The 20,790-nt window shown below is 70.1% G+C and carries 21 protein-coding genes and 1 pseudogene; 4 read left to right on the top strand and 18 right to left on the bottom strand.

Annotation, left to right across the window (positions count from 1 at the left end; genetic code table 11):
• The first annotated feature begins 50 nt into the window (after positions 1–50).
• Positions 51–1,277 carry a PP2C family protein-serine/threonine phosphatase gene (locus tag J2853_RS17635; protein ID WP_307559267.1) on the top strand — a complete coding sequence of 409 codons (1,227 nt, stop codon included), beginning with the start codon at positions 51–53 and terminating at the stop codon, positions 1,275–1,277.
• A 28-nt stretch (positions 1,278–1,305) separates the two neighbouring features.
• Here J2853_RS17635 and J2853_RS17630 read toward each other — a convergent pair whose 3' ends face one another.
• The 10 genes from J2853_RS17630 to J2853_RS17585 all read right to left on the bottom strand — a co-directional run bounded on the left by J2853_RS17630 (position 1,306) and on the right by J2853_RS17585 (position 10,789).
• The gene (locus tag J2853_RS17630; protein ID WP_307559265.1) at positions 1,306–2,121 is read right to left on the bottom strand and encodes an isocitrate lyase/PEP mutase family protein; all 816 of its coding nucleotides are present in this window, start codon (positions 2,119–2,121) and stop codon (positions 1,306–1,308) included.
• A gap of 175 nt (positions 2,122–2,296) precedes the next feature.
• Entirely contained in the window at positions 2,297–3,181 is an 885-nt protein-coding gene (locus tag J2853_RS17625) for a TIGR03854 family LLM class F420-dependent oxidoreductase (protein WP_307559263.1), read from the bottom strand.
• 196 nt (positions 3,182–3,377) lie between these two features.
• The gene (locus tag J2853_RS17620) at positions 3,378–3,722 is read right to left on the bottom strand and encodes an RNA polymerase-binding protein RbpA (RefSeq protein ID WP_089205581.1); all 345 of its coding nucleotides are present in this window, start codon (positions 3,720–3,722) and stop codon (positions 3,378–3,380) included.
• A 147-nt stretch (positions 3,723–3,869) separates the two neighbouring features.
• A complete protein-coding gene (locus J2853_RS17615; RefSeq protein ID WP_307559257.1) occupies positions 3,870–5,225 on the bottom strand; it encodes an MFS transporter in 1,356 nt (451 codons plus the stop codon).
• A 59-nt stretch (positions 5,226–5,284) separates the two neighbouring features.
• Entirely contained in the window at positions 5,285–6,082 is a 798-nt protein-coding gene (locus tag J2853_RS17610) for a glycerophosphodiester phosphodiesterase family protein (RefSeq protein WP_307559255.1), read from the bottom strand.
• A gap of 104 nt (positions 6,083–6,186) precedes the next feature.
• Positions 6,187–6,753, bottom strand: coding sequence for a TrmH family RNA methyltransferase (locus tag J2853_RS17605; protein WP_307559253.1), 567 nt, complete (start codon positions 6,751–6,753; stop codon positions 6,187–6,189).
• A gap of 127 nt (positions 6,754–6,880) precedes the next feature.
• Entirely contained in the window at positions 6,881–7,495 is a 615-nt protein-coding gene (locus J2853_RS17600) for a class I SAM-dependent methyltransferase (protein ID WP_307559251.1), read from the bottom strand.
• Between the two features lie 32 nt (positions 7,496–7,527).
• Positions 7,528–8,475, bottom strand: a complete 948-nt coding sequence (locus J2853_RS17595) for a VWA domain-containing protein (protein WP_307559249.1) — start codon at positions 8,473–8,475, stop codon at positions 7,528–7,530.
• Entirely contained in the window at positions 8,472–9,419 is a 948-nt protein-coding gene (locus J2853_RS17590) for a DUF58 domain-containing protein (RefSeq protein WP_307568709.1), read from the bottom strand. The genes J2853_RS17595 and J2853_RS17590 overlap by 4 nt, the downstream gene beginning before the upstream one ends.
• A 365-nt stretch (positions 9,420–9,784) precedes the next feature.
• A complete protein-coding gene (locus tag J2853_RS17585; RefSeq protein WP_307559247.1) occupies positions 9,785–10,789 on the bottom strand; it encodes an AAA family ATPase in 1,005 nt (334 codons plus the stop codon).
• Positions 10,790–10,916: 127 nt separating this feature from the next.
• Between J2853_RS17585 and J2853_RS17580 the strand changes: the two genes are divergently transcribed.
• From J2853_RS17580 to J2853_RS17570, 3 genes are all read left to right on the top strand, one after another.
• Positions 10,917–11,675 (top strand): hypothetical protein, encoded by a 759-nt coding sequence (locus J2853_RS17580; RefSeq protein ID WP_307559245.1) that lies wholly within the window; start codon positions 10,917–10,919, stop codon positions 11,673–11,675.
• 158 nt (positions 11,676–11,833) lie between these two features.
• Entirely contained in the window at positions 11,834–12,844 is a 1,011-nt protein-coding gene (locus J2853_RS17575; protein ID WP_307559243.1) for a DNA topoisomerase IB, read from the top strand.
• A 298-nt stretch (positions 12,845–13,142) separates the two neighbouring features.
• Positions 13,143–13,415, top strand: coding sequence for a WhiB family transcriptional regulator (locus J2853_RS17570; RefSeq protein ID WP_307559241.1), 273 nt, complete (start codon positions 13,143–13,145; stop codon positions 13,413–13,415).
• A 50-nt stretch (positions 13,416–13,465) separates the two neighbouring features.
• Here the strand turns inward: J2853_RS17570 and J2853_RS17565 are convergent, their stop codons facing one another.
• The 8 genes and pseudogenes from J2853_RS17565 to J2853_RS17530 all read right to left on the bottom strand — a co-directional run bounded on the left by J2853_RS17565 (position 13,466) and on the right by J2853_RS17530 (position 20,735).
• A complete protein-coding gene (locus J2853_RS17565) occupies positions 13,466–14,365 on the bottom strand; it encodes a DUF72 domain-containing protein (RefSeq protein WP_307559239.1) in 900 nt (299 codons plus the stop codon).
• 77 nt (positions 14,366–14,442) lie between these two features.
• Positions 14,443–15,492: an NAD-dependent epimerase/dehydratase family protein gene (locus tag J2853_RS17560; protein ID WP_307559238.1), complete on the bottom strand. Its 1,050-nt coding sequence runs from the start codon at positions 15,490–15,492 to the stop codon at positions 14,443–14,445.
• 94 nt (positions 15,493–15,586) lie between these two features.
• On the bottom strand, positions 15,587–16,354 hold the full coding sequence (locus tag J2853_RS17555; RefSeq protein WP_307559236.1) for an alpha/beta hydrolase: 768 nt from the start codon (positions 16,352–16,354) through the stop codon (positions 15,587–15,589).
• A complete protein-coding gene (locus tag J2853_RS17550) occupies positions 16,351–16,740 on the bottom strand; it encodes a hypothetical protein (RefSeq protein WP_307559234.1) in 390 nt (129 codons plus the stop codon). The genes J2853_RS17555 and J2853_RS17550 overlap by 4 nt, the downstream gene beginning before the upstream one ends.
• Positions 16,741–16,897: 157 nt before the next feature.
• A complete protein-coding gene (locus J2853_RS17545; RefSeq protein ID WP_307559232.1) occupies positions 16,898–17,338 on the bottom strand; it encodes a nitroreductase/quinone reductase family protein in 441 nt (146 codons plus the stop codon).
• A gap of 119 nt (positions 17,339–17,457) precedes the next feature.
• Positions 17,458–18,555, bottom strand: a complete 1,098-nt coding sequence (locus J2853_RS17540; protein ID WP_307554255.1) for an IS630 family transposase — start codon at positions 18,553–18,555, stop codon at positions 17,458–17,460.
• An 87-nt stretch (positions 18,556–18,642) separates the two neighbouring features.
• Positions 18,643–19,644: pseudogene (locus J2853_RS17535) on the bottom strand (RNA polymerase sigma factor); the annotation flags it as partial.
• Positions 19,645–19,928: 284 nt separating this feature from the next.
• Positions 19,929–20,735 (bottom strand): DUF3152 domain-containing protein, encoded by an 807-nt coding sequence (locus J2853_RS17530; RefSeq protein ID WP_307559230.1) that lies wholly within the window; start codon positions 20,733–20,735, stop codon positions 19,929–19,931.
• Positions 20,736–20,790: the final 55 nt, after the last annotated feature.

Below are 20,790 nucleotides of genomic sequence, written 5' to 3'. Positions count from 1 at the left end.
CAAGGGGCCTTGGAAGGACGCGGGACGTCACAGCAGACAGGGAAAGCGCCATGGATCCTTCGGAGGGCTGTGCGCGAATGCTGGCCGGGCTGGTCCAGGCCAGTCATCTGAGCGCGATGGAGCAGCTGCCGGCCCTGGTCCAGGAGCATGCCGCCCATGCCGGCCTGTACGACGTGCTGATCTACCTGACCGACCTGCAACGGGAGGTGCTCCGCCTGCTGACCGGCCACGGCACGAACGCCGGTGAGGACGCGGACCCGGAGCTGGCCGAGCTGCGGATCGACGGAACGCTGGCCGGGCGGGCCTTCCAGGACGTGAGAGTCCTGCCCAAACAGGGCGTCGGCGGCGTGGACTGGTGGTGGGTGCCGCTGCTGGACGGCACCGAACGCCTGGGGATGCTGCGGATCAGCGCCCGGGAGGCCGACGAGCGGACCCAGCAGAACATGCGGCACCTGGCCTCCGTGGTGGCACTGATGGTGGTGAGCAAGCGCGGCCACAGCGACTCCTACGCCCGGCTGGTCCGGACCCGGCCGATGAACGTCGCCGCGGAGATGCAGTGGAACCTCCTGCCGCCGCTGACCTTCGCCAACGAGGAGGTGGTGATCGCCGCCGCTCTCGAACCGGCCTACGAGATCGGCGGCGACGCCTTCGAATACGCCCTGGCCGGGGAGAAGGTCCATCTTTCGATCTTCGACGCGATGGGTCATGACGCGTCCGCCGGACTGACCTCCAACCTGGCGCTGGCCGCCTGCCGCAACTACCGCCGCCAGGGCGCCGACCTGATCCGCGTCAGCGAGGGGATCGAGGAGGTCCTGATCGAGGAGTTCGGCCTGGCCAACCGTTTCGCCACCGCGATTCTGGCCGAGCTGAACACCCGCACCGGCATGTTCAGCTGGGTCAACCGGGGCCATCACCCGCCGGTGGTGATCCGGGGCGGACGCTGGACCACCAGCCTCCAATGCCCGCCCGCCCACCCCATGGGCCTCGACCTCGGCCTGCCCGTGACCCTGTGCGGCGAGCAACTCGAACCGGGCGACCGCGTGCTGCTCTACACCGACGGCATCACCGAGGCACGCAACAGCAAGGGCCAGGAGTTCGGTCTCGAACGGTTCGTCGACTTCATCATCCGGCGCAGCGCCGACGGGCTTCCGGTGCCGGAGACCCTGCGCCGCCTCATCCGCAGCGTGCTGGAGTATCACGACGGCCTGCTCCAGGACGACGCCAGCGTCCTGTTCGTGGAATGGCACGGAGGCGGTCACCGGAAGCTGCGCCTCTGACCTCCGGCACCGAGAGGGCGGCCCGGAATCAGCCGGCGGCATCCGGCGGGTAGGGGCTGTTCCCGGACCGGACGGCCGCGAGCATCCGGGCCGTGTGGGCCTGCACGACCCGGTACAGTCCGGGCCCGAAGCTCACGCGGGCCACTCCGAGGGCCGCCAGCTCCCCGATCGACGGCGTGCCGGGACGGAACAGGACGTTGATCGGACCGTCGATCTCCCCGGCCAGCGCGCGGATGTCCTCGGCCTCGGTGGCGAAGATCGGATAGACGCAGTCGGCGCCGGCCCGCAGGTACAGACGCCCGCGCCGCACCGATTCCGCGAGCCTCTCGGAGGGCGTGCCCGTGCCGTGGAGGTAGGGGTCGACACGCGCGTTGATCACCAGGTCGACGCCCGCGTCGACGGCGGCGGCCCGGACGGCTCCCAGGAACGCGGCCTGCTCGTCGGCGTCGACCATCTCGCCCGTACGGGGGTCGGAGTCCTCCAGGTTGCAGCCGGCCACGCCGGCGGAGGCCAGGCGCGCGACCAGCTCCGCGGGCTTCTGCCCGTAGCCGCGCTCCATGTCGGCGGTGACGGGCACGCCGACGGCCCGGACGATCCGGGTGACCGCGGCCAGCATCTCCCCGGCCGGCGCCGCCTCCCCGTCGTCGTATCCGAGCATGGAGGCGATCGCGGCGCTCCCGGTGGCGACCACCGGGAATCCGGCCGCCTCGACGGCACGGGCCGACGCCGCGTCCCAGATGTTGGGCACCACCAGCGGGCTGCCCGGAACGTGCAGCGCCCGCAGCGCCGCGGCCTTCTCGTGGGCTGTCGCGCTCGTCGTGCCCTCGGTGGTCTCCATAGCCATGCGACGACTCTAGGCAGCGGGCGGGGACGACCTGAAGAGCCAATTCCCCGGTAAGAGATTGGGCCACTTCCGAGGCCGCTTCCGAGGCCGCCGCGATGCCGGGCGAGGACGTCGCGGAGGGGGCGCCGCGGTCGTGCCCCGCCGGTCCCGGGTTCCGGGGGGATCCTCGCGGTCGTCAGTTCTCCATGGGCATCAGCTCCCGGGCGAACTCCTCCATGAAGTGCTCCGTCTCCGGGGTCCGCCCGGCCGGCCGTACGACGAACTTGGTGATGCCCGCGGCGATGTAGCGCTCGATCCGGTCGCGGCACGCCTGCCAGCCGACCGGGACGAGGTCCGCGGGATCGGCGTCGGGGCGGCGTCTGCGGATCGCGGCCGCCAGCTCGTCCGGGATGGAGCCGAGGGCCACGGCGAGGCTGATGCCGTAATGGTCGGGTTCGATCTCACGACCGGCCTCGGCGGCGTGATCCTGGATCGCCTTCCGGCCCGCGCCGGCCTCCTGGGGAGTGAGGAAGCTGGCGAGCCAGCCGTCCGCGAGACGGCCGACGCGACGCAGCGCGACCGGGCCGCTGCCGCCCAGCCAGATGTCCAGCGGCTTGGCGGGGAGCGGCCCGACGCCGGCGTCCTCGACGCTGTGGAACCTGCCCCTGAAGGTCACCCTCTCCTGCCGGAGCAGCAACCTGAGCAGTTCCAGCGACTCGTCGAAGACGGCGCCGCGGGAGCTGCCGGCGATGGGGAAGACGCTTTTCTCCTCGGGTCTGGCCGGATGGAGGCCGAAGGCGGGGAGCACCCGGCCGGGGGCCAGCGCGGACAGGGAGGCGAGCTGCTTGGCGACCAGCACCGGGTGACGGCCCGGCAGGATGGCCACGCCCGTACCGACCTTCATCCGGGTCGTCCTGGACAGCGCGTACCCCATTCCGACGAACGGCTCGACCGACGGCCCGAAGACGACCTCCGAAAGCCACAGCGAGTCGATGCCCAGGGCCTCGGCCCGGTCGACGGTCCCGGCGAAGCGGTCCGCGCTCTCGGTCGCCGCCGGGGCGATTCCCATCCGTACCTTCATCGCATTCCTTTACAGGTGGAGGCCCGGGATTTCCGGCCCGGAGGGAAACGGGACGAAGACGCGCGATGTTTACCACCGGATGGTGAGAACCGGGCCGGTGAGAGACGAGCCGAGAAGGGCGGGAAACCGGAAACCTCCGGCGTCCCGTGTGGGATGCCGGAGGTTTCCGTCTCTCTGAGACTGTCTCTAGAGTCGGTCAGGCGCTCTTGCGGCGCTGGGCGCGTAGAATCGCCAGGCGCTCGTTGAGCACCTCCTCCAGGTCTTCGATCGTGCGGCGCTCCAGCAGCATGTCCCAGTGCGTCCGTGGGGGCTTGGCCTTCTTTGCCTCCGGCAGCTCGCCGTCCACCCGGAGCGCGGTAGCGCCGCACATGCGGCACTCCCAGGTCGCCGGGATCTCGGCTTCAGCGGCAAGCGGAACGTCGAATCGATGGCCCTTCGGGCAGGTGTAGGACACCTCCTGGCGCGGGGCCAGATCGGTGTTGCGGTCGTTCTCGTAGCTGGTCGCCCCGAGTCGGGTACCGCGTAGCGCACGCTCGCCCATGTCTGAATGCCTCCTGAGGGCCCCGTCGTGAGGGGTTTGTCTCCCACGGCGTACAACGCTTGATACCGTGTGTGGATTCCCCCAGACGAGGTGATCCAATCGCGCGTTCTTGACCCGGTCTGTGAGAAGCTCCTTTCCGAGGGGTTCTCAGATGCGTTCCGGCACCGTGTTTCCGGCCGCTCGGATGGCCTTGGGCAGGTCGATGAGGGTGAGCAGCACCAGCCCGAGCACAAAGAAGATCACCAAAGAGATGATGCCGAGGCGGTAACTGTCGGTTAGCTGGAGCGCCAGGCCGAGGGTGAACGAGCCGAGGAACGTCGACCCCTTGTCACTGATCTCGTACAGGCTGTAATATTCCGCCTCCTTGCCCACCGGGATCACGTGGGAGAACAGCGACCGCGACAGGGCCTGGGTGCCACCCATCACGATCGCGATGGCGAACCCGAGCGCGAAGAACGCCACGGCCGAGCCCTTGGGCAGGAAGTAGGCCACGCCCACCACGACGGTCCAGGCGACCAGGGCGCACATCACGACCCGCTTCGCCCCCCAGTAGGCGGCGAACCGGCCGAGCAGCAGGGCGCCGAAGAAGGCGACGAACTGCACCATCAGGATCGCCCCGATCCTGACGGTCTGGCTCAGCCCGAGCTCCTTGTCGGCGTAGGTGGCCGAGAAGGAGATGACGGTCTGCACGCCGTCGTTGTAGATCAGGTAGGCCACCAGGAAGCCCAGCGTCAGCGGGTAGCGGCGCAGCTCCCTGATCGTACGGCCCAGCTGCCGGAAACTGCCCGCCACGGCCTGACCGGCGGTCTCGGCGCCCGGGACGAGCGCCCGCCGGTTGCGCAGCCGCAGCAGCGGGATGATCGTGAACCCGCCCCACCACAGGCCGGCGGAGGACAGCGCGAGACGTACGGCGTCGCCCTCGGAGACGCCGAAGGAGTCGTGGCCGAGGAAGAGGACGAGGTGGACGGCGAGCAGCAGGCCGCCGCCCAGGTAGCCGAAGCCCCAGCCCTGGGCGGAGACCTTGTCGCGCTCGTCCGCCGTGGAGATCTCGGGCAAGAACGAGTTGTAGATCACGAATGCGGCCGCGAAGGCGGTGTTGGCCAGGATGAACAGCACCCCGCCCAGCAGGTAGCGTCCGTCCGCGACGAACCAGAAACAGATCGTGGCCCCGGCGCCGAGATAGGCGAACAGGCCCATGAGCTCCTTCTTGCGGCCGGTGTGGTCGGCCAGGGCTCCCGCCAGGGGCATCAGGATGATCTGCAGGATGGCCGCGACGCCCACCACGAAGGAGTAGTAGGCGCTGGGCCGTATGTCGAACCCCAGCACGTCCACGTACGGGCGGCCCTGGGCGGCGGCCTCCGCGATCGTCGTCAGGTACGGCCCGAGGAAGACCGTCAGGACCGTGGTGGGGAAGGCGGAGTTCGCCCAGTCGTAGAAGTACCAGCCGCGCTGTTCGCGGCGGCGGGCCTGGGGGGTGTCCTCGGCGACCTGTTCGGAGGTCATGGGTCCTCGCTCGTTGGGGGGTCGGCCGGCGGTCCGGCCGGTGTCGGGGGGTGTGCGGCTCACGCGGCGAGCCGGCCGGAATGCCACTGGCCGCGGGCCTCCAGCACTTCGCGGAGACCGGAGACGTTGTCGGTCATCAGGCCGTCCACGCCGAGGTCGAGCAGCCGCTCCATCTCCCGGGGGGCGTTGATGGTCCACACGTGGATCTGCATGCCGAGGGCGTGGGCCGTACGGATCAGGGCGGGCGTGGTGATCCGCAGGCCGCGGAAGCCCACCGGGATCTGCGCGCACGGCACCCCGGCGCGGGCCAGCCGGGTGAGCAGGCGGCCGTAACCGGAGGTCGTGGCGGCGGCGCGCAGGGTCGCGACGCCGCGCGGCCCGAGCGAGGAGCACACCTCGTGGCCGACCGCGGCGCGGGCGCGGGCCAGGCGCTCCTCGGAGAAGGAGGTCAGGCAGATCCGGTCGTAGGAGTTGGTCCGCCTGATCACCTCGGCCAGCGGCGCGATGGCCGAGGCCTCCTTGACGTCGATGTTGAAGCGCGCCTCGGGCCAGGAGCCCAGCAGGTCCTCCACGAGCGGGATCTCGTCCACGCCGCCGATCCGCGCCTCACGCACCAGCCGGTACGGCAGGCCGGCGATCCGGCCGTTTCGGTCGGTCACCCGGTCCAGGGTGTGATCGTGGAAGGCCAGCAGCACCCCGTCGGCGGTCGCGTGGGCGTCCGTCTCCAGGTGGGTGTAACCGAGCTCCACGGCGTGCGCGAACGCGGCATGGGTGTTCTCCCTGCCCTCGAAGGCTCCGCCCCGGTGGGCGAAGGCCAGGGGGCCGGGATGGTCGAGGAAGGCGTAACGACGCTGCACGTGCAGGAGTATGCCCGCTGCGGGCGCGCCTCGTCATCGTGAGAAGGTGAACGTTTGGGTCACGGACCGTTGATCGAGGTCGCGAGGCCATGAGAGGCGATCGATCAGTCCGATTCGGGATCCGGCAGTGACTTGCCCGACCACTCCTGACGGCGGGCCTCGGCCACCGCGATCGCCGCCGCGATCCCGACGTTGAACGAGCCCACCCTGCCGACCTGAGGGATGTAGCAGACGCTGTCGGCGGCCTCCAGCAGCGCGGGGGAGCAGCCGTGGTCCTCGCTGCCCACCACCAGGCACACGTCGCCGCTCAGCTTGGCCTCGGGCAGGGGCACCGCGTCGCCGGTCAGCTCCACCGCGACCACGGTGAACCCGTCCTTCCTGGCGGCCCGTACGGCCTCCAGCACGGGAACCGGCTCCTCCCAGGCCACCAGGCGGTCGGTGCCCAGCGCGGTCTTCTGCGCCTTGGGGTTGGTCGGGGGAGTGGCGTTGCCCGCCAGCCAGATCCGCTCCACCCCGAAGGCGGCGGCCGTACGGAAGATCGAACCGATGTTGAACGGACCGGTCACCGACTCCAGGATCAGGGAGAGCCGCCCCTCGGTGCTCCTGCGCCACGTGCGGTTGAGCCGCTTGACATCGGTCGGCCGCAGCTGCCTGCGCGGGTTGTCCGTCATCGGTCGTTCACCGTTCCTCGTTCGTTTCCGCGGTCGTTCCGCGCCGCCCGGCGTTCGTCTCGCGGGTGGCGCGTCCTGCCTGCCGGTGGGGAGGCGTGCGCCGCCCCCGTCCGCTCACCCTGTCCGCTCACCCCGCCCGGTCCGCTTCCCTCCCGGCCCGCACCGCAAGGACCCGGTAGGACGACCGGGAGGCCGTGCGGTCGGTGGGCCAGCCCTGCTCGTTCAGCCAGCGTTGCAGGGAGTCGGACCCCAGGTGCTTCTGGACCACCAGGTAGGCGACGCCGTCGGGGGTGAGGCGCGTCAGCCAGCGGCTCAGCATCTGGTGCATCGCCGCCTTGCCGATGCGGATCGCGGGGTTGGACCAGATCGCCGAGAAGCGGATCTCGGGCGGAACCTCGTCGACGTGCATCGACCTTACTTTGTCAAGGGCGGCGGTCCGGGCATTTCTGGCGCACAGCTCCACCGACCTGCGGTTGACGTCCACCGCCCACACCGTGGCCCGCGGAGCGCGCGAGGCCATCGTCAGCGCGATCGGCCCGTAGCCGCACCCCAGGTCCAGCAGGTCGCCCCCGGGAGGGGGAGGGGGCACGCTCTCCAGCAGGATCCGGGTGCCCTGGTCGACCCGCTCGGGGGAGAACGTCCCGCTGTCGGTCTCCAGCTTCAGGTGAAGGTCGGGGAGCACGAGCGTGACCGAGCCGGGACGGCTGGCGGTCTCGGGCCGCTCCTCGAAGTAATGTGCCACGTCGTAGAACGTTACCAATGGCCGGGACCGGCTCAGGGCAGTCGCGACCCCAGCACCAGGGCCGTCCCCGCGGTCAGCAGGCCGATCAGGATCGCCGCCACGACGAACCGATGGCTGATCTCCTGCTCGACCGTCTGATAGCCCAGCGAGGTGCCGATCTGCTCGTACACCTCCCGTAGCTGGCTGCCCGACTCCGCCTCGTACGCCCGGCCGCCGGTGCCGTCGGACAGGGTCTGCAGGGTGGCCTTGTTCACCGGCACGTTCACGTCGCGGCCGTCGATCGAGACGGTGCCGTCCTGGGTGCCGTAGGCGATCGTGGAGACCGGCACGCGCGCGTTCATCGCCGTCTCGATCGCGTCGGCCACCGAGCGGCCCGAGGTGTTGTCGCCGTCGGACAGCAACACGATCGCGGCGGGCGGCGGGTCGGTGACCGCCTGCTGGTCGAAGGAGTGGACGGAGTCGAGGGAGCTGAACACGGCCTCGCCGATGGCGGTGCCCGCCCGGGTGCTCAGGTTGCCGAGCGAGGTGAAGACCGCCTGATGGTCGGTGGTGGGGGAGACCACGACGGAGGCGGAACGGGCGAAGGCGACGAGTCCGACGTTGAAGCGTTCCGGCAGGTCGTTGACGAACTTCTGGGCGGCCTCCTTGGCCGCGGTGATCCGCTTGGGCGTGACGTCGTCGGCCTCCATCGACAGCGAGACGTCCAGCGCGATGATGATGGTCGCCCGGTCACGGGGGACCTGCACCGAGTCGGCCGGCCGGGCCGCGCCGATGACCAGCAGGCCCATCATCACCAGGAACAACGCGGGGGCGACGTGCCGGCGCCAGCCGGGCCCCGACGGGGCCACGAGCGCCAGCAGCGGCAGGTTGGTGAAGCGCAGGGCGTAGCGGCGCCGGGCGAACTGGGCGGCGACATAGGCCGCCGCGAGCAGCGCCAACGCGGCGAACAGCCACAGCCAGGCCGGCGAGAGGAAGGTCAATGTGTCGCTCCGGACCTCGAGGGCCGATGTGTCAGGTGTGCCGTCCGCCGCTGCCGCAGGACGAACTGGGCGATGTCGAGGACCCAGTCGCGGTCGGTGCGCAGGACCAGGTGCGCGACGCCGCAGCGGCGCAGCGCGATCCGGTTCGTCGCCCGCTGCGTGGCGGCGGCCTCCGCGTAGGCCCTGCGCACCTTGGGGGTGAGCTGGATCTGGCGGCTCCGTCCCGATTCGGGGTCGGTCAGGTTGACCAGCCCCACCGGTGGCAGTTCGAGCTCGCGAGGGTCGATCACCTCGATGGCCACCACCTGGTGGCGGGCGGCCAGGCGGCGCATCGGCCGCTCCCAGGGCAGCTCCAGGCCGGGGTCGAGGCTGGGCTCGGGATCGAGGAAGTCGGAGACGATCACTCGCAGGCCGCGCCGCCGCCGCGCGGCGGCCAGGATCTCGATGGCCTCCGCCAGGTCGGGGGCTCCGGCGACGGTACGGCCCCTGGGGGCGTCCATCAGCGAGTGCAGCAGGCCGTACAGGGCCGGACGGCCGCCTCTGGCGGGTATCCGGTGGATGTACTCGTCGTGCAGGACGTAGGCGCCGAAGCGGTTGCCGATCCGGCCCGACAGGAAGCCGATCGCGCCGATCGCGGACACCACCAGGTCGCGCTTCTCCATTCCGGCGGTGCCGAAGTCCATGCTGGGTGACAGATCGGCCAGCGCCCAGGTCTCCAGTTCCCGGTCGGCGATCAGATCCCGGACGTGCGGGACGGTCGTGCGGGCGGTCACCGCCCAGTCCATCCGCCGGATGTCGTCCTCGCCGGGCACGTAGACCCGGCTGTCGCCGAACTCGCTGCCGGGCCCCGGGAGGAGACCCTGGTGGGCGCCGTGCAGCAACCCGTCGAGCCGCCGGACGATGGTCAGTTCGAGGCGGCGCAGCGCCTGCTCGGCTGTGCTTATCGCGTCGCTGCGCGCCGCGGCTCGGGGGCTGGTGACCGGTGGCTTCCCTCGTCCCTCATCCGCTTCGCTCCTTCGGTCCTCAGTCCAGCTCACCGGCGCCCCCTCGCGTGCTCAATGCGTCGCTGCGCGTCGCGGCTCGGGGGCTGGTGACCGGTGGCTTCCCTCGTCCCTCATCCGCTTCGCTCTGCGCTGATGGCGACGCTGCGCGTCGCGGTTCGGGCGCTCTTACCCGGTGATCTTCCCTCGTCACGCGTCCGCTCCGCTCCCGCGTTCCTCAGTCCAGTTCACCGGCGCGCCCTCACGGCGGTCCTCAGTCCAGTTCACCGGCGCCTCCTCGTGGGTTGATCGCGTCGCTGCGCGCGGGTTCACCGGGGGCCCTGGTTCCAGACCACGAGGGGGGGCGGGACGGCTGCCAGGATCTGCCTGACGACGTCCTCGGGGTCCACCCCGTCGGCCAGCGCGTCGAAGGTGAGCATCAGCCGGTGGGACATCACGTCCACGGCCACGTCGCGCACGTCGTCGGGAAGGAGGTAGTCGCGGCCCCGCAGCAGGGCCAGGCCGCGTCCGGCGGCGACCAGGCCCAGCGTGGCGCGCGGGCTGACCCCGATCTCGATGTTCTCCTCCAGCTCGGCCAGGCCGTAGTCGCCGGGGGAGCGGGTGGCCATCACCAGCCTGACCACGTAGTCGGCGACGAGCTGGTGCACGGAGACCTGGTCGGCCGTCTTCTGCAGCGCGGCCAGTCGCACGGGGTCGAGCACCCGCCGGGGCGTCGGAGGGGTCACGCTCATCCGGTGGAGGATCTCCAGCTCCTCGTGCGCGCTGGGGTGGGTGATGCGGATCTTGAACAGGAAGCGGTCGCGCTGGACCTCGGGGAGGGGGTAGACGCCCTCGGACTCGATCGGGTTCTGGGTGGCCAGCACGATGAACGGCCTGGGCAGCGGGTGGGTCTTCCCGGCCAGGGTCACCTGTCGTTCGGCCATGACCTCCAGGAGGGCGGACTGCACCTTGGCCGGGGCCCGGTTGATCTCGTCGGCGAGCAGGAAGTTGACGAACACCGGACCGAGCTCGATGTCGAAGACCTCGCGGGAGGGGTGGTAGACGCGGGTTCCCACGATGTCGCTGGGGACGAGGTCGGGAGTGAACTGGATGCGGGCGAAGTCGCCGCCGATCACGGTGGCCAGGGTGGAGGCGGCCAGGGTCTTGGCGACGCCGGGCACTCCTTCCAGCAGGCAGTGGCCTCGGGCGAGGAGCGCCACGAGCAACCGTTCCACCATGTGGTCCTGGCCTACGATGACCCGCCGAACCTCGGTCAGGGCATCGCGCAACAGCGTGGTGTCGATTTCGCTCGGCAGTTCTTCGGCGACGGTCATGTTGATATTCCACCAAATGAGATGCCGGGTCGCACGGCTGGTCGGCTTCGTATTTTCTGACAGTACCCATGTGGGTTCGCTGTCAGTACCGCACACGGGCGCGATGTGATCGCCGGGGTGTGCTTTCATGGCAGACGTGGCCAGTCCGCTCCAATACGATGACCCACCCCACCTGGGGCCTTTTCTCATGCAGGCCCGGCTGCGGGTGGGTCCTGCGGGGCTGGTCTACCTCGGGAGGGGGCCCGACGGCCGGGCGGTCTCGGTCGCCGTGCTGACCAGGGGCGCCGCGCTCGATCCCGCCGCCCGTGACCGGTTCGTCAGCGGGATCCGTGAGGCGATGGCCAGCCGTTCCGGCATGTGGGGGTGGATGGCCAGGGCCGCGCGAGGACGCACCGCGGTGGCCGACACGACCCCTCAGGTGCTGGCGATGGACGGGGGGAGCGCTCCGTGGGTGGTCACGCCGTACGAGCCTGACCGGGCGGGGGCCGAGTGGTTCCTCGAACCGGTGCTGGTGAGCGGCACGCTGATCGGTGAGGAGCACGGCCCGGACTTCGCGCCGCACTGGGCGAGTGATCGTTCGCCCGCCCTGCCCCCGCCGCCCAAGGGCGCGCCGCCGCCCACGGAGACCCAGCGGTCGGTGATCATCGCCTCGGTCGTGCTGACCGTGCTGCTGGTGTTGCTGACGGTGATGCTCTGGCTGCTGTTGCGCAGGGCCGAGGAGGTCGAGCCGCCGCTGAGGCCGTTGCCCGCGACGGTGTTCGTGCCGACCCCGCCGCCGGTCCCGACGACGCCGGTTCCCGGGCAGCCCACCCCGTCCCCCGGCCGGAGCGGGACCGGCACTCCCGGGCCTCAGGAGGGCGACGAGGACGAGGGCGAGCCCATTTAGGGCGATCCGCCGGCGGGGCGGCCGGTCCGGTGGCCGCCCCGGCGGACCGTCGCCGGGGCGGGCGTTTCCGGCCGGGGCGGCGACACGGCGTCCTGGAGCGCGGAGCCGGGTCCGGTGTTCTCCGTCATGAAGATGTTCTTCCCGGGTAGACGCAACGCGTGAGCGAACTTCGGCACAGCGACCCGGCGGAGCCGGGCATCCTGCGGCGGCGCAGGGGCAGGGGCTTCAGCTACCACCGTTCCGGCGGGGGACAGGTCCGCGACCGCCGTACCCTCGACCGGATCGAGGCGCTGGCGATCCCGCCGGCCTGGACCGACGTCTGGATCTGCCGGTCGGCGGACGGGCACATCCAGGCGGTCGGCAGCGACGCGGCGGGGCGGCGCCAGTACCGCTATCACGACGTCTGGCGCGTGGAGCAGGACCGGGCGAAGTTCGACCGGGTGCTGGAGGTGGCCGAGCGGCTGCCGGAGTTCCGGCAGCGGGTCGCCGAGGATCTGGAGCGGCGGGGGCTGACGCGGGAGCGGGTGCTGGCCGCCGCGGCGCGGATGCTCGACATCGGGTTCTTCCGGGTGGGAGGGGAGTCCTACGACTCCTTCGGGCTGGCCACGCTCCGGACGGAACACGTCACCTGTACGGCGGGGCGTGTCGTCTGCGGTTATCCGGCCAAGGGCGGCAAATTCAGAGAGGTGGAGATCGCCGACGCGGACGTGTGCAAGGTGATCAACGCCTTGGACAGGGCCGCGGGCGAGGGGGAGCTGTTGCGCTACAGGGACGGTTCCGGCTGGGCCGACGTGCGCAGCGACGACATCAACGCCTATCTGCGCGAGGCGTTCGACTTCGAGGTGTCGGCCAAGGACTTCAGGACCTGGCACGCGACGGTGCTGGCCGCCGTGGGGCTGGCGGTCTCCTGGCGGGCCCGTTCCGGCAACGGCAGGAGGAAGGCGCTCAGCCGGGTGATCGACGAGGTGGCCGACTATCTGGGCAACACCCCGGCCGTCGCACGGGCCTCCTACGTCGATCCGCGCGTCATCGAGGCCTACGAGGAGGGCCGGACCATCACGCGGGTGCTCGGCGGGCTGGGCGCCGATGTCGGGTTTGGGCAGCCGGCCACGCATGGCGAGGTGGAGCGGGCGGTCATCTCCCTGCTGCGGCGCTCGGCGGTGACCTGACCTCCGGTTCGCCGGGAACGGCCCGCGCGACGTGACCGGTCTGAAGACGACCCACCGCGTGCCCGTGGGCGGGCGCGCCAGGCCGTCGGCGGCTGATCGCCGGTGAGGGCCGCGGCCTTCGTGAACGCTTCGTCGCGAGAGGGGAGACCAACGAGGCCGGGGACCCTTTTCTCGGAAAACCACAGGTCAAAGCCCTGTGATTTTTCACCCGAAAAGGTATATATGGGATTACAGTGGGCACCCGATCAAGAAGCTGAGCCGCCAATCGTGAGTCGCCGCCACTTCCACTTGGATCGCTATGTATGTCCAGAACAAAGTCATTCCAATCGTCCACTGGTCTCGCCGTTCCTCCTGTCTTGGCGAAGATCCCGAGCTGTTCTTCCCCGTCTCCGCCGAGGGGCCCGGCCAGGTGCAGTACGAACGCGCCAAAGCCGTCTGCCGTCGCTGCCCCGTGCGCGGGCGCTGCCTGGAGTACGCCCTGAGCACCCAGCAGATGTACGGCGTGTGGGGAGGTACCACCCCGGAGGAGCGCAGAGCGACCATGTCGCAGATGCGGCGCGAGGTCAGATGACACGAGACGAGGGGTGAGGGAGCGGGGCGAGGCAGCGGCCGCTCCGGTGTTCAGCCGGGGGTTCGCTGCCCGCTGAGTTCGTCGACGAGGGCGAGGAACCGGGCGGCGTTGCGCTGGGAGGCGTCCGCGCAGCAGTTGTTGAAGATCACGTGGGTGACCTCGGCGTCCTCCGCGAGCCGGAGGATCCCGGCCGCCAACCGTCTGAGCTCCGCCTCCGAGTACAGATAGGCGAAGCGTTCCTCGATCTTCTTGCTGTTCCACCGCTCGGAATGCCCGTGGAACCGCGCCACCACGAGGTCGGAGGTGGCGGCCAGGACCGGCGGGATCGACGACGGATGGCCCTGCGGCATGTCGACGCAGACGTAGGAGAGGTCGTTCGCGGAGAGGAACTCAAGGGTGGCGACGCGGTTCTCCTCCTCCATCCAGGTGTGGTTGCGGAACTCGACGCTGACGCGCATCGGCCGGCAGCGCCGCGCGCACTCCAGGATGTAGCGCCTGTTGCGCTCTCCGATCGGGAACCACGGAGGGAACTGGAAGAGCACGGCTCCCAGCTTTCCCGCCTCGTGCAGGGGCGTCAGCGCGCCGAGGAACCGCTGCCAGACCTCCTCGACGATCTCCGGCGGCACGTCGTCGAGGTAGAGGTTCCGCTTCGGCGTGCCGAGTCTCTCCCGCAGGTCCTTGTAGAGGGCGTCGGGCCGGGTGGGGTGCCCGGTCAGCAGGGAGAAGGCCTTGATGTCGAAGGTGAAGTCCGGCGGCGTGCGGTCCCGCCACGCCTCCGCGGTGCGCTGCGCCGGAGGGTGGTAGTAGGTGGCGTCCACCTCCACGAGCGGGAACCGCGACGCGTAGTAGGCCAGGCGTTTCGCCGGGGTCGAGGCGTCGTCGGGATACCAGCCCGACTCCAGCAGCGACCTGTCGGTCCAGGAGGCCGTCCCCGCGACAATCTTCCTCATGGGGGGATGCTTCCCGGTGATCCGGCTTCCACCGCCCGCACGGGGGCTTTTTCGGGCCGCCTACGGGGTCGGAGCGCTCACGGTCGCTTCCCGACCCCGCTCGCTATCTCACGGATCCGCGCGGGACCGCCGGTGTCGGGCGAGAGCGGCGGGGTGTCCATCCCCTCGGAGGTGCGCAGACCCTCGAACAGCTCCCGCAGGGCGTCGACGGAGGAGCGGCGCGGTCGCCAGCCCAGCTCGGTGTGGGCCCGGCCGATATCCATGATCGGCATTCTGAGCACCAGGTCGACCAGGTCCGGCGACGCGGGGACCAGGCGCATGCGCCAGGCGGCGGCGACGGTGCTCCTGAGCGTCCAGCCCGAGACGGGCATCAACCGGGCGTCGAGCAGCTCGGCCAGCACGGAGGGGGTGATCACCGGGTCGGCGGCGATGTTGAAGGCGCCCGACACCGGCCGGGTGAGCGCCAGCCGGTAGGCCTCGGCGACGTCGTCGGTGTGGACCGTCTGGAACTCGAGCCCCGGGGTGTCGGGAACGAAGGGGATCATGCCGGGCCGTATCACCCGCTGGGGCACCAGCGGCCCTCCGAACAGCCGCCGCTGCCCGGTCGCCGCCTCCCGTTTGAAGATGAAGCCCGGCCGCAGCCGCACGACCCTGATGTTCGGATGATCCCGCTCGAACACGTCGAGCACGCGCTCGACGTAGGCCTTCTCGCGGCCGTAGGAGGCGCCCGGCCAGCCGTGGGTGGGCCAGTCCTCGGTGACCGGCCGGTCCTTGGCCCCGGAGGAGTAGGCGCCCACGGAGGAGGCGTGGATCAGGACGGAGACCTGTGCCCGCGCCGCGGCCTCGAAGACCTTGGTGCTGCCGATGACGTTGCCCCGCCAGGTCGTCACCGGGTCACGGGTGGGCTGGAACAGCCACGCCAGGTGGATGACCGCGTCGGCCCCGGCGAAGTGCGGCGCCAGGTCCCCGGTGGCGGCCTCCACGGCGTGCCAGGTGGTCTTGTCCGGATGCCAGTCCGGCAGCCTGCGGGCCAGGCCCACGATGGAGGTGATATGTGGATCGGACGCGAGGGCGGACACCACGCTCGTGCCCACGTTCCCGGTCGCCCCGACGACTACTACGCGCATGTGTATCGGGTGCCCCCCGCGCGACGGCCGAACCACGGTCGGCCACGGCTTTGCCGTACGGTGGAACCGGGAATACCGGGCAAATCCATGCAGGTCAGGTGGGGCAGTGCGTCCGCAGCCAGGCGATGCCGTGGTCGGCGACCTCCTCGATGTGCCCCTCCATGCTGTGGTCGGCGCCGTGGATGATCCGCAGCCGCGACTCGGGGGAGAGGTATTTCATCCCGCAGGCCGCGTGCTCGGCGAGCAGGAGTTCCTCGCGGTCGTGCGGCGCGTCGCCGTACATCAGCAGGACGGGCAGCTTGACCGCGGAGAGGATCTCCCGTGTGTCGACGGTGGCGAAGTCGTCGAGGCTCTGCTGGGTGAGCAGGTGGAAGGCGCGTGAGCCGGTGGCCGGGCTGCGGCCGCGGCCGCGCGTGCGGATGCCCGTCAGGACGTCGGCGGGCAGGTGCTCGGACCAGTCGTAGTACACGGGCGCGGTGCGCGCGCCGGTCAGGACCATCGCCGACACCCTCGGGTCGGGGGTGCGAAGGGAGACGGACCCGCCCTTGCTGTGGCCGTGCAGGGCGACGCACCGGTAACCCCAGGTCTCCACCTGGTCGAGCACGGCGCGCAGGTCGCCGATCCGCCGCTCGTCGGTGATCGGCGCGTCGCCGCTGGCGCCGCAGCCGGAGAAGTCGAACCTGAGCGTGGAGTAGCCGGCCTCGACGTATCGGGCGGCGAGACGGTCGAACCGGCCGAGCGCGTGCTTGTCGGACAGGAATCCGTGGGCGAACACGACGATCGCCTCGGGATTGGCGCCCTCGCGGATCGCGGCCAGCCGCACCCCGTGGGCGCCGGTCAGCGCGAGTTCCCGGGCGTTCATCGCCGGCCGTGCGGGGTGGAGGGCCGCTCGCCGGTGACGGCCGGTACGGCTGCCTCCCGCCGGTCACGGCGGTCGAGCGCCTGGGCCCATTTCACGGCGACGGCCGCCACCTGGATCAGCTCGGTCCGCAGGGCGTCGGGGTCTTTTTCGGCGAAGGCCTCAAGCACCTCTTCGAGCAGGATGTGCCGCCAGGTCAGCAGATCTTCCCCCGCCGCCTCGGCGACGTCCTGCTTGGCCTGGTCGGCGGCTTTCGTATGCTCCGGCCCGGTGCCGTCGGGGATGTCCTGGATGCCCCACATGGCGTCCTGGGCTGTTCGCTCGGCGGTGACGTCGGCGAGCACCCTCGCCAGTGAGCCGGGGACCCCGTAGTCACCGTTGGACAGCATGGGAGGAGCTCCCTTCCTCGATCGCACCAGCCTTACGCTAGCTCGGATGACCGGTGGACGGATCAAGGAACTCACCTGACCGGCATCATCACGGTGACATGATTTCCCGGCCCGCGCGACTCCCGACACACGGTCGGGCGCGCGCGGCCCGGGGTCGTCAGACGCGCTCGATGATCACCAGCGGGATCTCCCGGCCGGCTTTGGCCTGGTAGCTGTCATAGGTCGGGAAGATCTCGGCCATCTTCCGCCACAGTTCCGGCTTCTCCTCGGCGGTGGCGGTCCGGGCCCGGGCGGCGAATTTGTCCGGGCCGACCTGGATCTCGACGCCGGGGTCGTCGGACAGGTTGAGATACCAGGCCGGATGGTTCGCCGAGCCCCCGTTGGAGGCCACCAGCAGGTAGCGGTCGCCGTCCTGGCCGTAGATGAGCGCCGTACGGCGCAGCAGGCCCGACCGGCGGCCCCGGGTGCTCAGCAGGAGCGTGGTCATGCCGTTGTACAGGTGACCCTTCCTGCCGTCGGTCTCGATATAGGTGCGGATGTGCTTGGCCACCCATGCCGTCGGATTGTCCAGAACCTCTTCGTCCCCGGGCGGTGTCATCGATCCTCCTGCGTTGTGGATCTCCAACACTATTGCCGGTGACGGCCGGATCTCATCTCACCTGCGCCCGTATGCGCGCTTCGCCCGGGGGAGCGTGCCGAGGGCCGTCTAGTGGCCCGTCACGCAACCTTGGCCGGGTAACTGGTCCAGCTTCTGATGGGTGAGCTGGCGGCGAAGTTCGTCTTGGGCCGGGCTTGGGCGTTGCGCCAGCGCACATAGGCGCCGATCGCCGCGTTCTGCTCGGCATGGCTGCGGTGATCAGTGCCATTGAGGGCGTAGTAGCGCAAGGCGGCGAATTCTGACTCGATCCAGTTCAACCACGAGCCATAGGTCGGCAGGAACACCAGCTCGACATCGTTGGCAGCCGCCCAGGCGCGGACCTCGCGGTGCTTGTGCGGCGAGTAGTTATCCATGATCACATGCAGTTTTTCGCCAGGCCAGCGCGCCCGAAGCGTCTTGAGGAAGGACAAGAACTCCCGCCAGCGTTTGCGTTTGCGGATGCGGTAAAACAGCTTGCCGGTGGCCAGATCCAGGGCCGCGATCATCTGCATGACGCCGTCGTAGCGATGGTAGGTGGCCCGCAGCCGGGCCGGTGAACCCTGAGGTCGCCACCGTTTGCCCTTACGCGGCAGCAGATTCAGCGGCCCGAGCTCATCGACGCAGATCACCCGCCCATCAGCGGGCGGGCTGTCATACAGCTTCAGCACGCGTCGCATCTTGGCGATGAAGTGCGGGTCGGTGGATGCCTTCCACGTCGTGGTGGTCTGCCAGCTCACCCCGCCCTTGCGCAGGATCCGCCGCAGATGCTCGCGGCTGATCGCCGCCACCACCCCTCGGGCGATGAGGTGCTCGGCCAGCGTGCGCAGGCTCCAGGTCGACATGCCGGCGATGCCCCACTCAGCGGGGACCGTCTTGGCGATCAGGCAGATGCGCTCACGCACCCGCTCACTGATCGCCGGGGGACGGCCCCCGCTCCATTTTGGGTCCAGCGCGTCAAACCCCCGCTCGTTGAAGGCGTGGATGACATCACGGACGTAGTCGTCACCGACCTGCATCAACGAGGTGATGTCCGGCACCGACTGGCCCTGGCCGGACATCATCACCACGATCGCCCGCCGCAACTTGATCGGATCCTTCGCGGTCCTCGTGATCCGCTGCAGTCTGCGGCCTTCCTCCATCGACAACGGCCGGACGAACACCTCTGGTCGGCGCGCCATGACCACCTCCCTATCTTGCGGAAGCAGCCAGCCTGACGGGTTCACCCCAGGAGATCAATTACCCGTCCAAGGTTCAGTGACGGGCCACTAGGTCAGGTAGTCGCGCAGCGCCCTCGATCGCGACGGGTGACGCAGCTTGCCCATGGTCTTGGTCTCGATCTGCCGGATGCGCTCGCGCGTCACCCCGTAGACCTTGCCGATCTCGTCGAGGGTCTTGGGCTCGCCGTCGGCCAGGCCGAAGCGCAGCGCCATCACCCCGGCCTCGCGCTCCGACAGCGCGTCCAGGACGGAGTGGAGCTGCTCCTGCAGGAGCATGAAGGTCACCGCGTCGTCGGGGGTGACGGCCTCGGAGTCCTCGATGAGGTCGCCGAACTCGCTGTCGCCCTCGGTGCCGAGCGGGGAGTGCAGGGAGATCGGCTCGCGCCCGTACTTCTGGATCTCGGCGACCCGCTGCGGGGTCATCTCCAGCTCGGTCGCCAGCTCGTCCGGGGTGGGGTCGCGGCCGAGATCGGCCAGCATCTGCCGCTGGACCCGGGCCAGCTTGTTGATCACCTCGACCATGTGGACCGGGATGCGGATGGTCCGCGCCTGGTCGGCCATGGCGCGGGTGATCGCCTGCTTGATCCACCAGGTGGCGTAGGTGGAGAACTTGAAACCCTTGGTGTAGTCGAACTTCTCGACCGCGCGGATCAGGCCCAGGTTGCCCTCCTGGATCAGGTCCAGGAAGAGCATGCCGCGGCCGGTGTAGCGCTTGGCCAGCGAGACCACGAGGCGGAGGTTGGCCTCCAGCAGGTGGTTCTTGGCCCGGCGGCCGTCCTCGGCGATCCACTCCAGCTCGGCGCGGACGTCGACCGGAAGCGTCTCACCGTCCTCGCCGAGCTGCTCGGTGGCGAACAGACCGGCCTCGATGCGCTTGGCGAGCTCGACCTCCTGATGGGCGGTGAGCAGCGGAACCTTGCCGATCTGCTTGAGATAGTCCTTGACCGGATCGGAGGTCGCCCCGATGGCGGCCGCCAGCTTTTCGGGGGCGTCGTCGTCGTCGCCGACGGCGAGGATCACATCGTCGTTCTCGGTGGTCGTGGTCATCGCAGCGCTCACACCTTCCCGGGGCTTGAAGCGGGGTAGACCTGTGCCGATCACACGGTACGTCCCGCGCCGCCATGCTGCGGCCACAAGCGGTCCGGCCACGCCGCCCTGACAGAGGCGGGCGAGCAGCCGGGCCGCCCTCCCCCGGGCGCCCTGAAGCGGTCTGCGACATCCCCCGTACCGGGCGCCGAACAGCCTGCGCCATCCTACCTGGCACTTCTGGGATTCGAGAAAAAGCGTCGCCGCGTTCGATCCGGGGGTCGCCTCGGCTCCGGGGCCGGTCTCCCTCACTTCTTGGGCGACGGCCAGGCGTTGGGGCGGCAGCCGTACAGGGATTTGGTCTGCTGGACCATCACCGGGGCCCGCCTGCCGTGCCCCGGACAGCTCACGTGGCCGTGGCCCAGACCGTGGCCGACCTCGTGATTGACGACGTACTCGCGGTAGGTGGCCACGTCGCGTCCGTAGCCCGTCGCCCCCGAGTTCCAGCGCACCGCGTTGATGACCGCGCGCTTGCCGTTCCAGCAGGACAACCGGCCGAGGACCTGCAACGGCAGGCACTGCCGGTCCGTCATCGCGGGGCTGGACAGCGACACCCGCAGCTCCGCCGGACCGTGCGACACCCGCTGGAACCGGAACCCCCAGCTCCGCGGGTCGTTGAGGATCCGGTGCACCTCGTCGGCGAACTCGTTCGCGTCGAACGGCAGGCCGCGTTCGACCTCCACCATGTAGCGGATTCGCCGGCCCTTGGCGTCCTTGGGCGGCGCTGCCCCGCCGGGGACGACGGTGTAGCGGCCGCTCGCCGACCTCGGCACCTTCACCTTCAACGGTTGCTGCCGCCCGTTGGCGAGGAGCATCGGCTCCTTGGGCTTCTGCGAGGCCGTGGGGTCCGCGGGACCGGTCGGCTCCGGCGGGGGCACGGGGGTCACCTCGACGTCGGGCAGGAGGGCGGCGGGCGGTGGTGCGGGATCGCCGGGAACCGGTTCGAAGTGACCGCTTAACAAGCTGCTGCCGCTGACCACGAGCGTGGCCGAAATGCTGAAGGCGAGCAGCGCCAAAAAGGGCTTACGGTCACAACGTTTTACGTTCCAGGACATAGGCCGTAAACCCTATTACCCTGTCATTACCCAAGTCACCGTGATCGGTCAATTT

This window comes from Streptosporangium lutulentum, from assembly GCF_030811455.1.
Classification (GTDB): Bacteria; Actinomycetota; Actinomycetes; order Streptosporangiales; family Streptosporangiaceae; genus Streptosporangium; species Streptosporangium lutulentum.
The sequence above is the reverse complement of the archived record's forward strand: the minus strand, read 5'-3'. Positions and strand labels throughout refer to the sequence as shown.

Excerpts from the sequence above, each read along its gene's own strand:
- J2853_RS17635 (WP_307559267.1), top strand. The coding sequence starts at position 51 with ATGGATCCTTCGGAGGGCTGTGCGCGAATGCTGGCCGGGCTGGTCCAG.
- J2853_RS17630 (WP_307559265.1), bottom strand. The coding sequence starts at position 2,121 with ATGGCTATGGAGACCACCGAGGGCACGACGAGCGCGACAGCCCACGAG.
- J2853_RS17625 (WP_307559263.1), bottom strand. The coding sequence starts at position 3,181 with ATGAAGGTACGGATGGGAATCGCCCCGGCGGCGACCGAGAGCGCGGAC.
- J2853_RS17620 (WP_089205581.1), bottom strand. The coding sequence starts at position 3,722 with ATGGGCGAGCGTGCGCTACGCGGTACCCGACTCGGGGCGACCAGCTAC.
- J2853_RS17615 (WP_307559257.1), bottom strand. The coding sequence starts at position 5,225 with ATGACCTCCGAACAGGTCGCCGAGGACACCCCCCAGGCCCGCCGCCGC.
- J2853_RS17605 (WP_307559253.1), bottom strand. The coding sequence starts at position 6,753 with ATGACGGACAACCCGCGCAGGCAGCTGCGGCCGACCGATGTCAAGCGG.
- J2853_RS17585 (WP_307559247.1), bottom strand. The coding sequence starts at position 10,789 with ATGACCGTCGCCGAAGAACTGCCGAGCGAAATCGACACCACGCTGTTG.
- J2853_RS17580 (WP_307559245.1), top strand. The coding sequence starts at position 10,917 with ATGGCAGACGTGGCCAGTCCGCTCCAATACGATGACCCACCCCACCTG.
- J2853_RS17570 (WP_307559241.1), top strand. The coding sequence starts at position 13,143 with ATGTATGTCCAGAACAAAGTCATTCCAATCGTCCACTGGTCTCGCCGT.
- J2853_RS17565 (WP_307559239.1), bottom strand. The coding sequence starts at position 14,365 with ATGAGGAAGATTGTCGCGGGGACGGCCTCCTGGACCGACAGGTCGCTG.
- J2853_RS17560 (WP_307559238.1), bottom strand. The coding sequence starts at position 15,492 with ATGCGCGTAGTAGTCGTCGGGGCGACCGGGAACGTGGGCACGAGCGTG.
- J2853_RS17555 (WP_307559236.1), bottom strand. The coding sequence starts at position 16,354 with ATGAACGCCCGGGAACTCGCGCTGACCGGCGCCCACGGGGTGCGGCTG.
- J2853_RS17550 (WP_307559234.1), bottom strand. The coding sequence starts at position 16,740 with ATGCTGTCCAACGGTGACTACGGGGTCCCCGGCTCACTGGCGAGGGTG.
- J2853_RS17545 (WP_307559232.1), bottom strand. The coding sequence starts at position 17,338 with ATGACACCGCCCGGGGACGAAGAGGTTCTGGACAATCCGACGGCATGG.
- J2853_RS17540 (WP_307554255.1), bottom strand. The coding sequence starts at position 18,555 with ATGGCGCGCCGACCAGAGGTGTTCGTCCGGCCGTTGTCGATGGAGGAA.
- J2853_RS17530 (WP_307559230.1), bottom strand. The coding sequence starts at position 20,735 with ATGTCCTGGAACGTAAAACGTTGTGACCGTAAGCCCTTTTTGGCGCTG.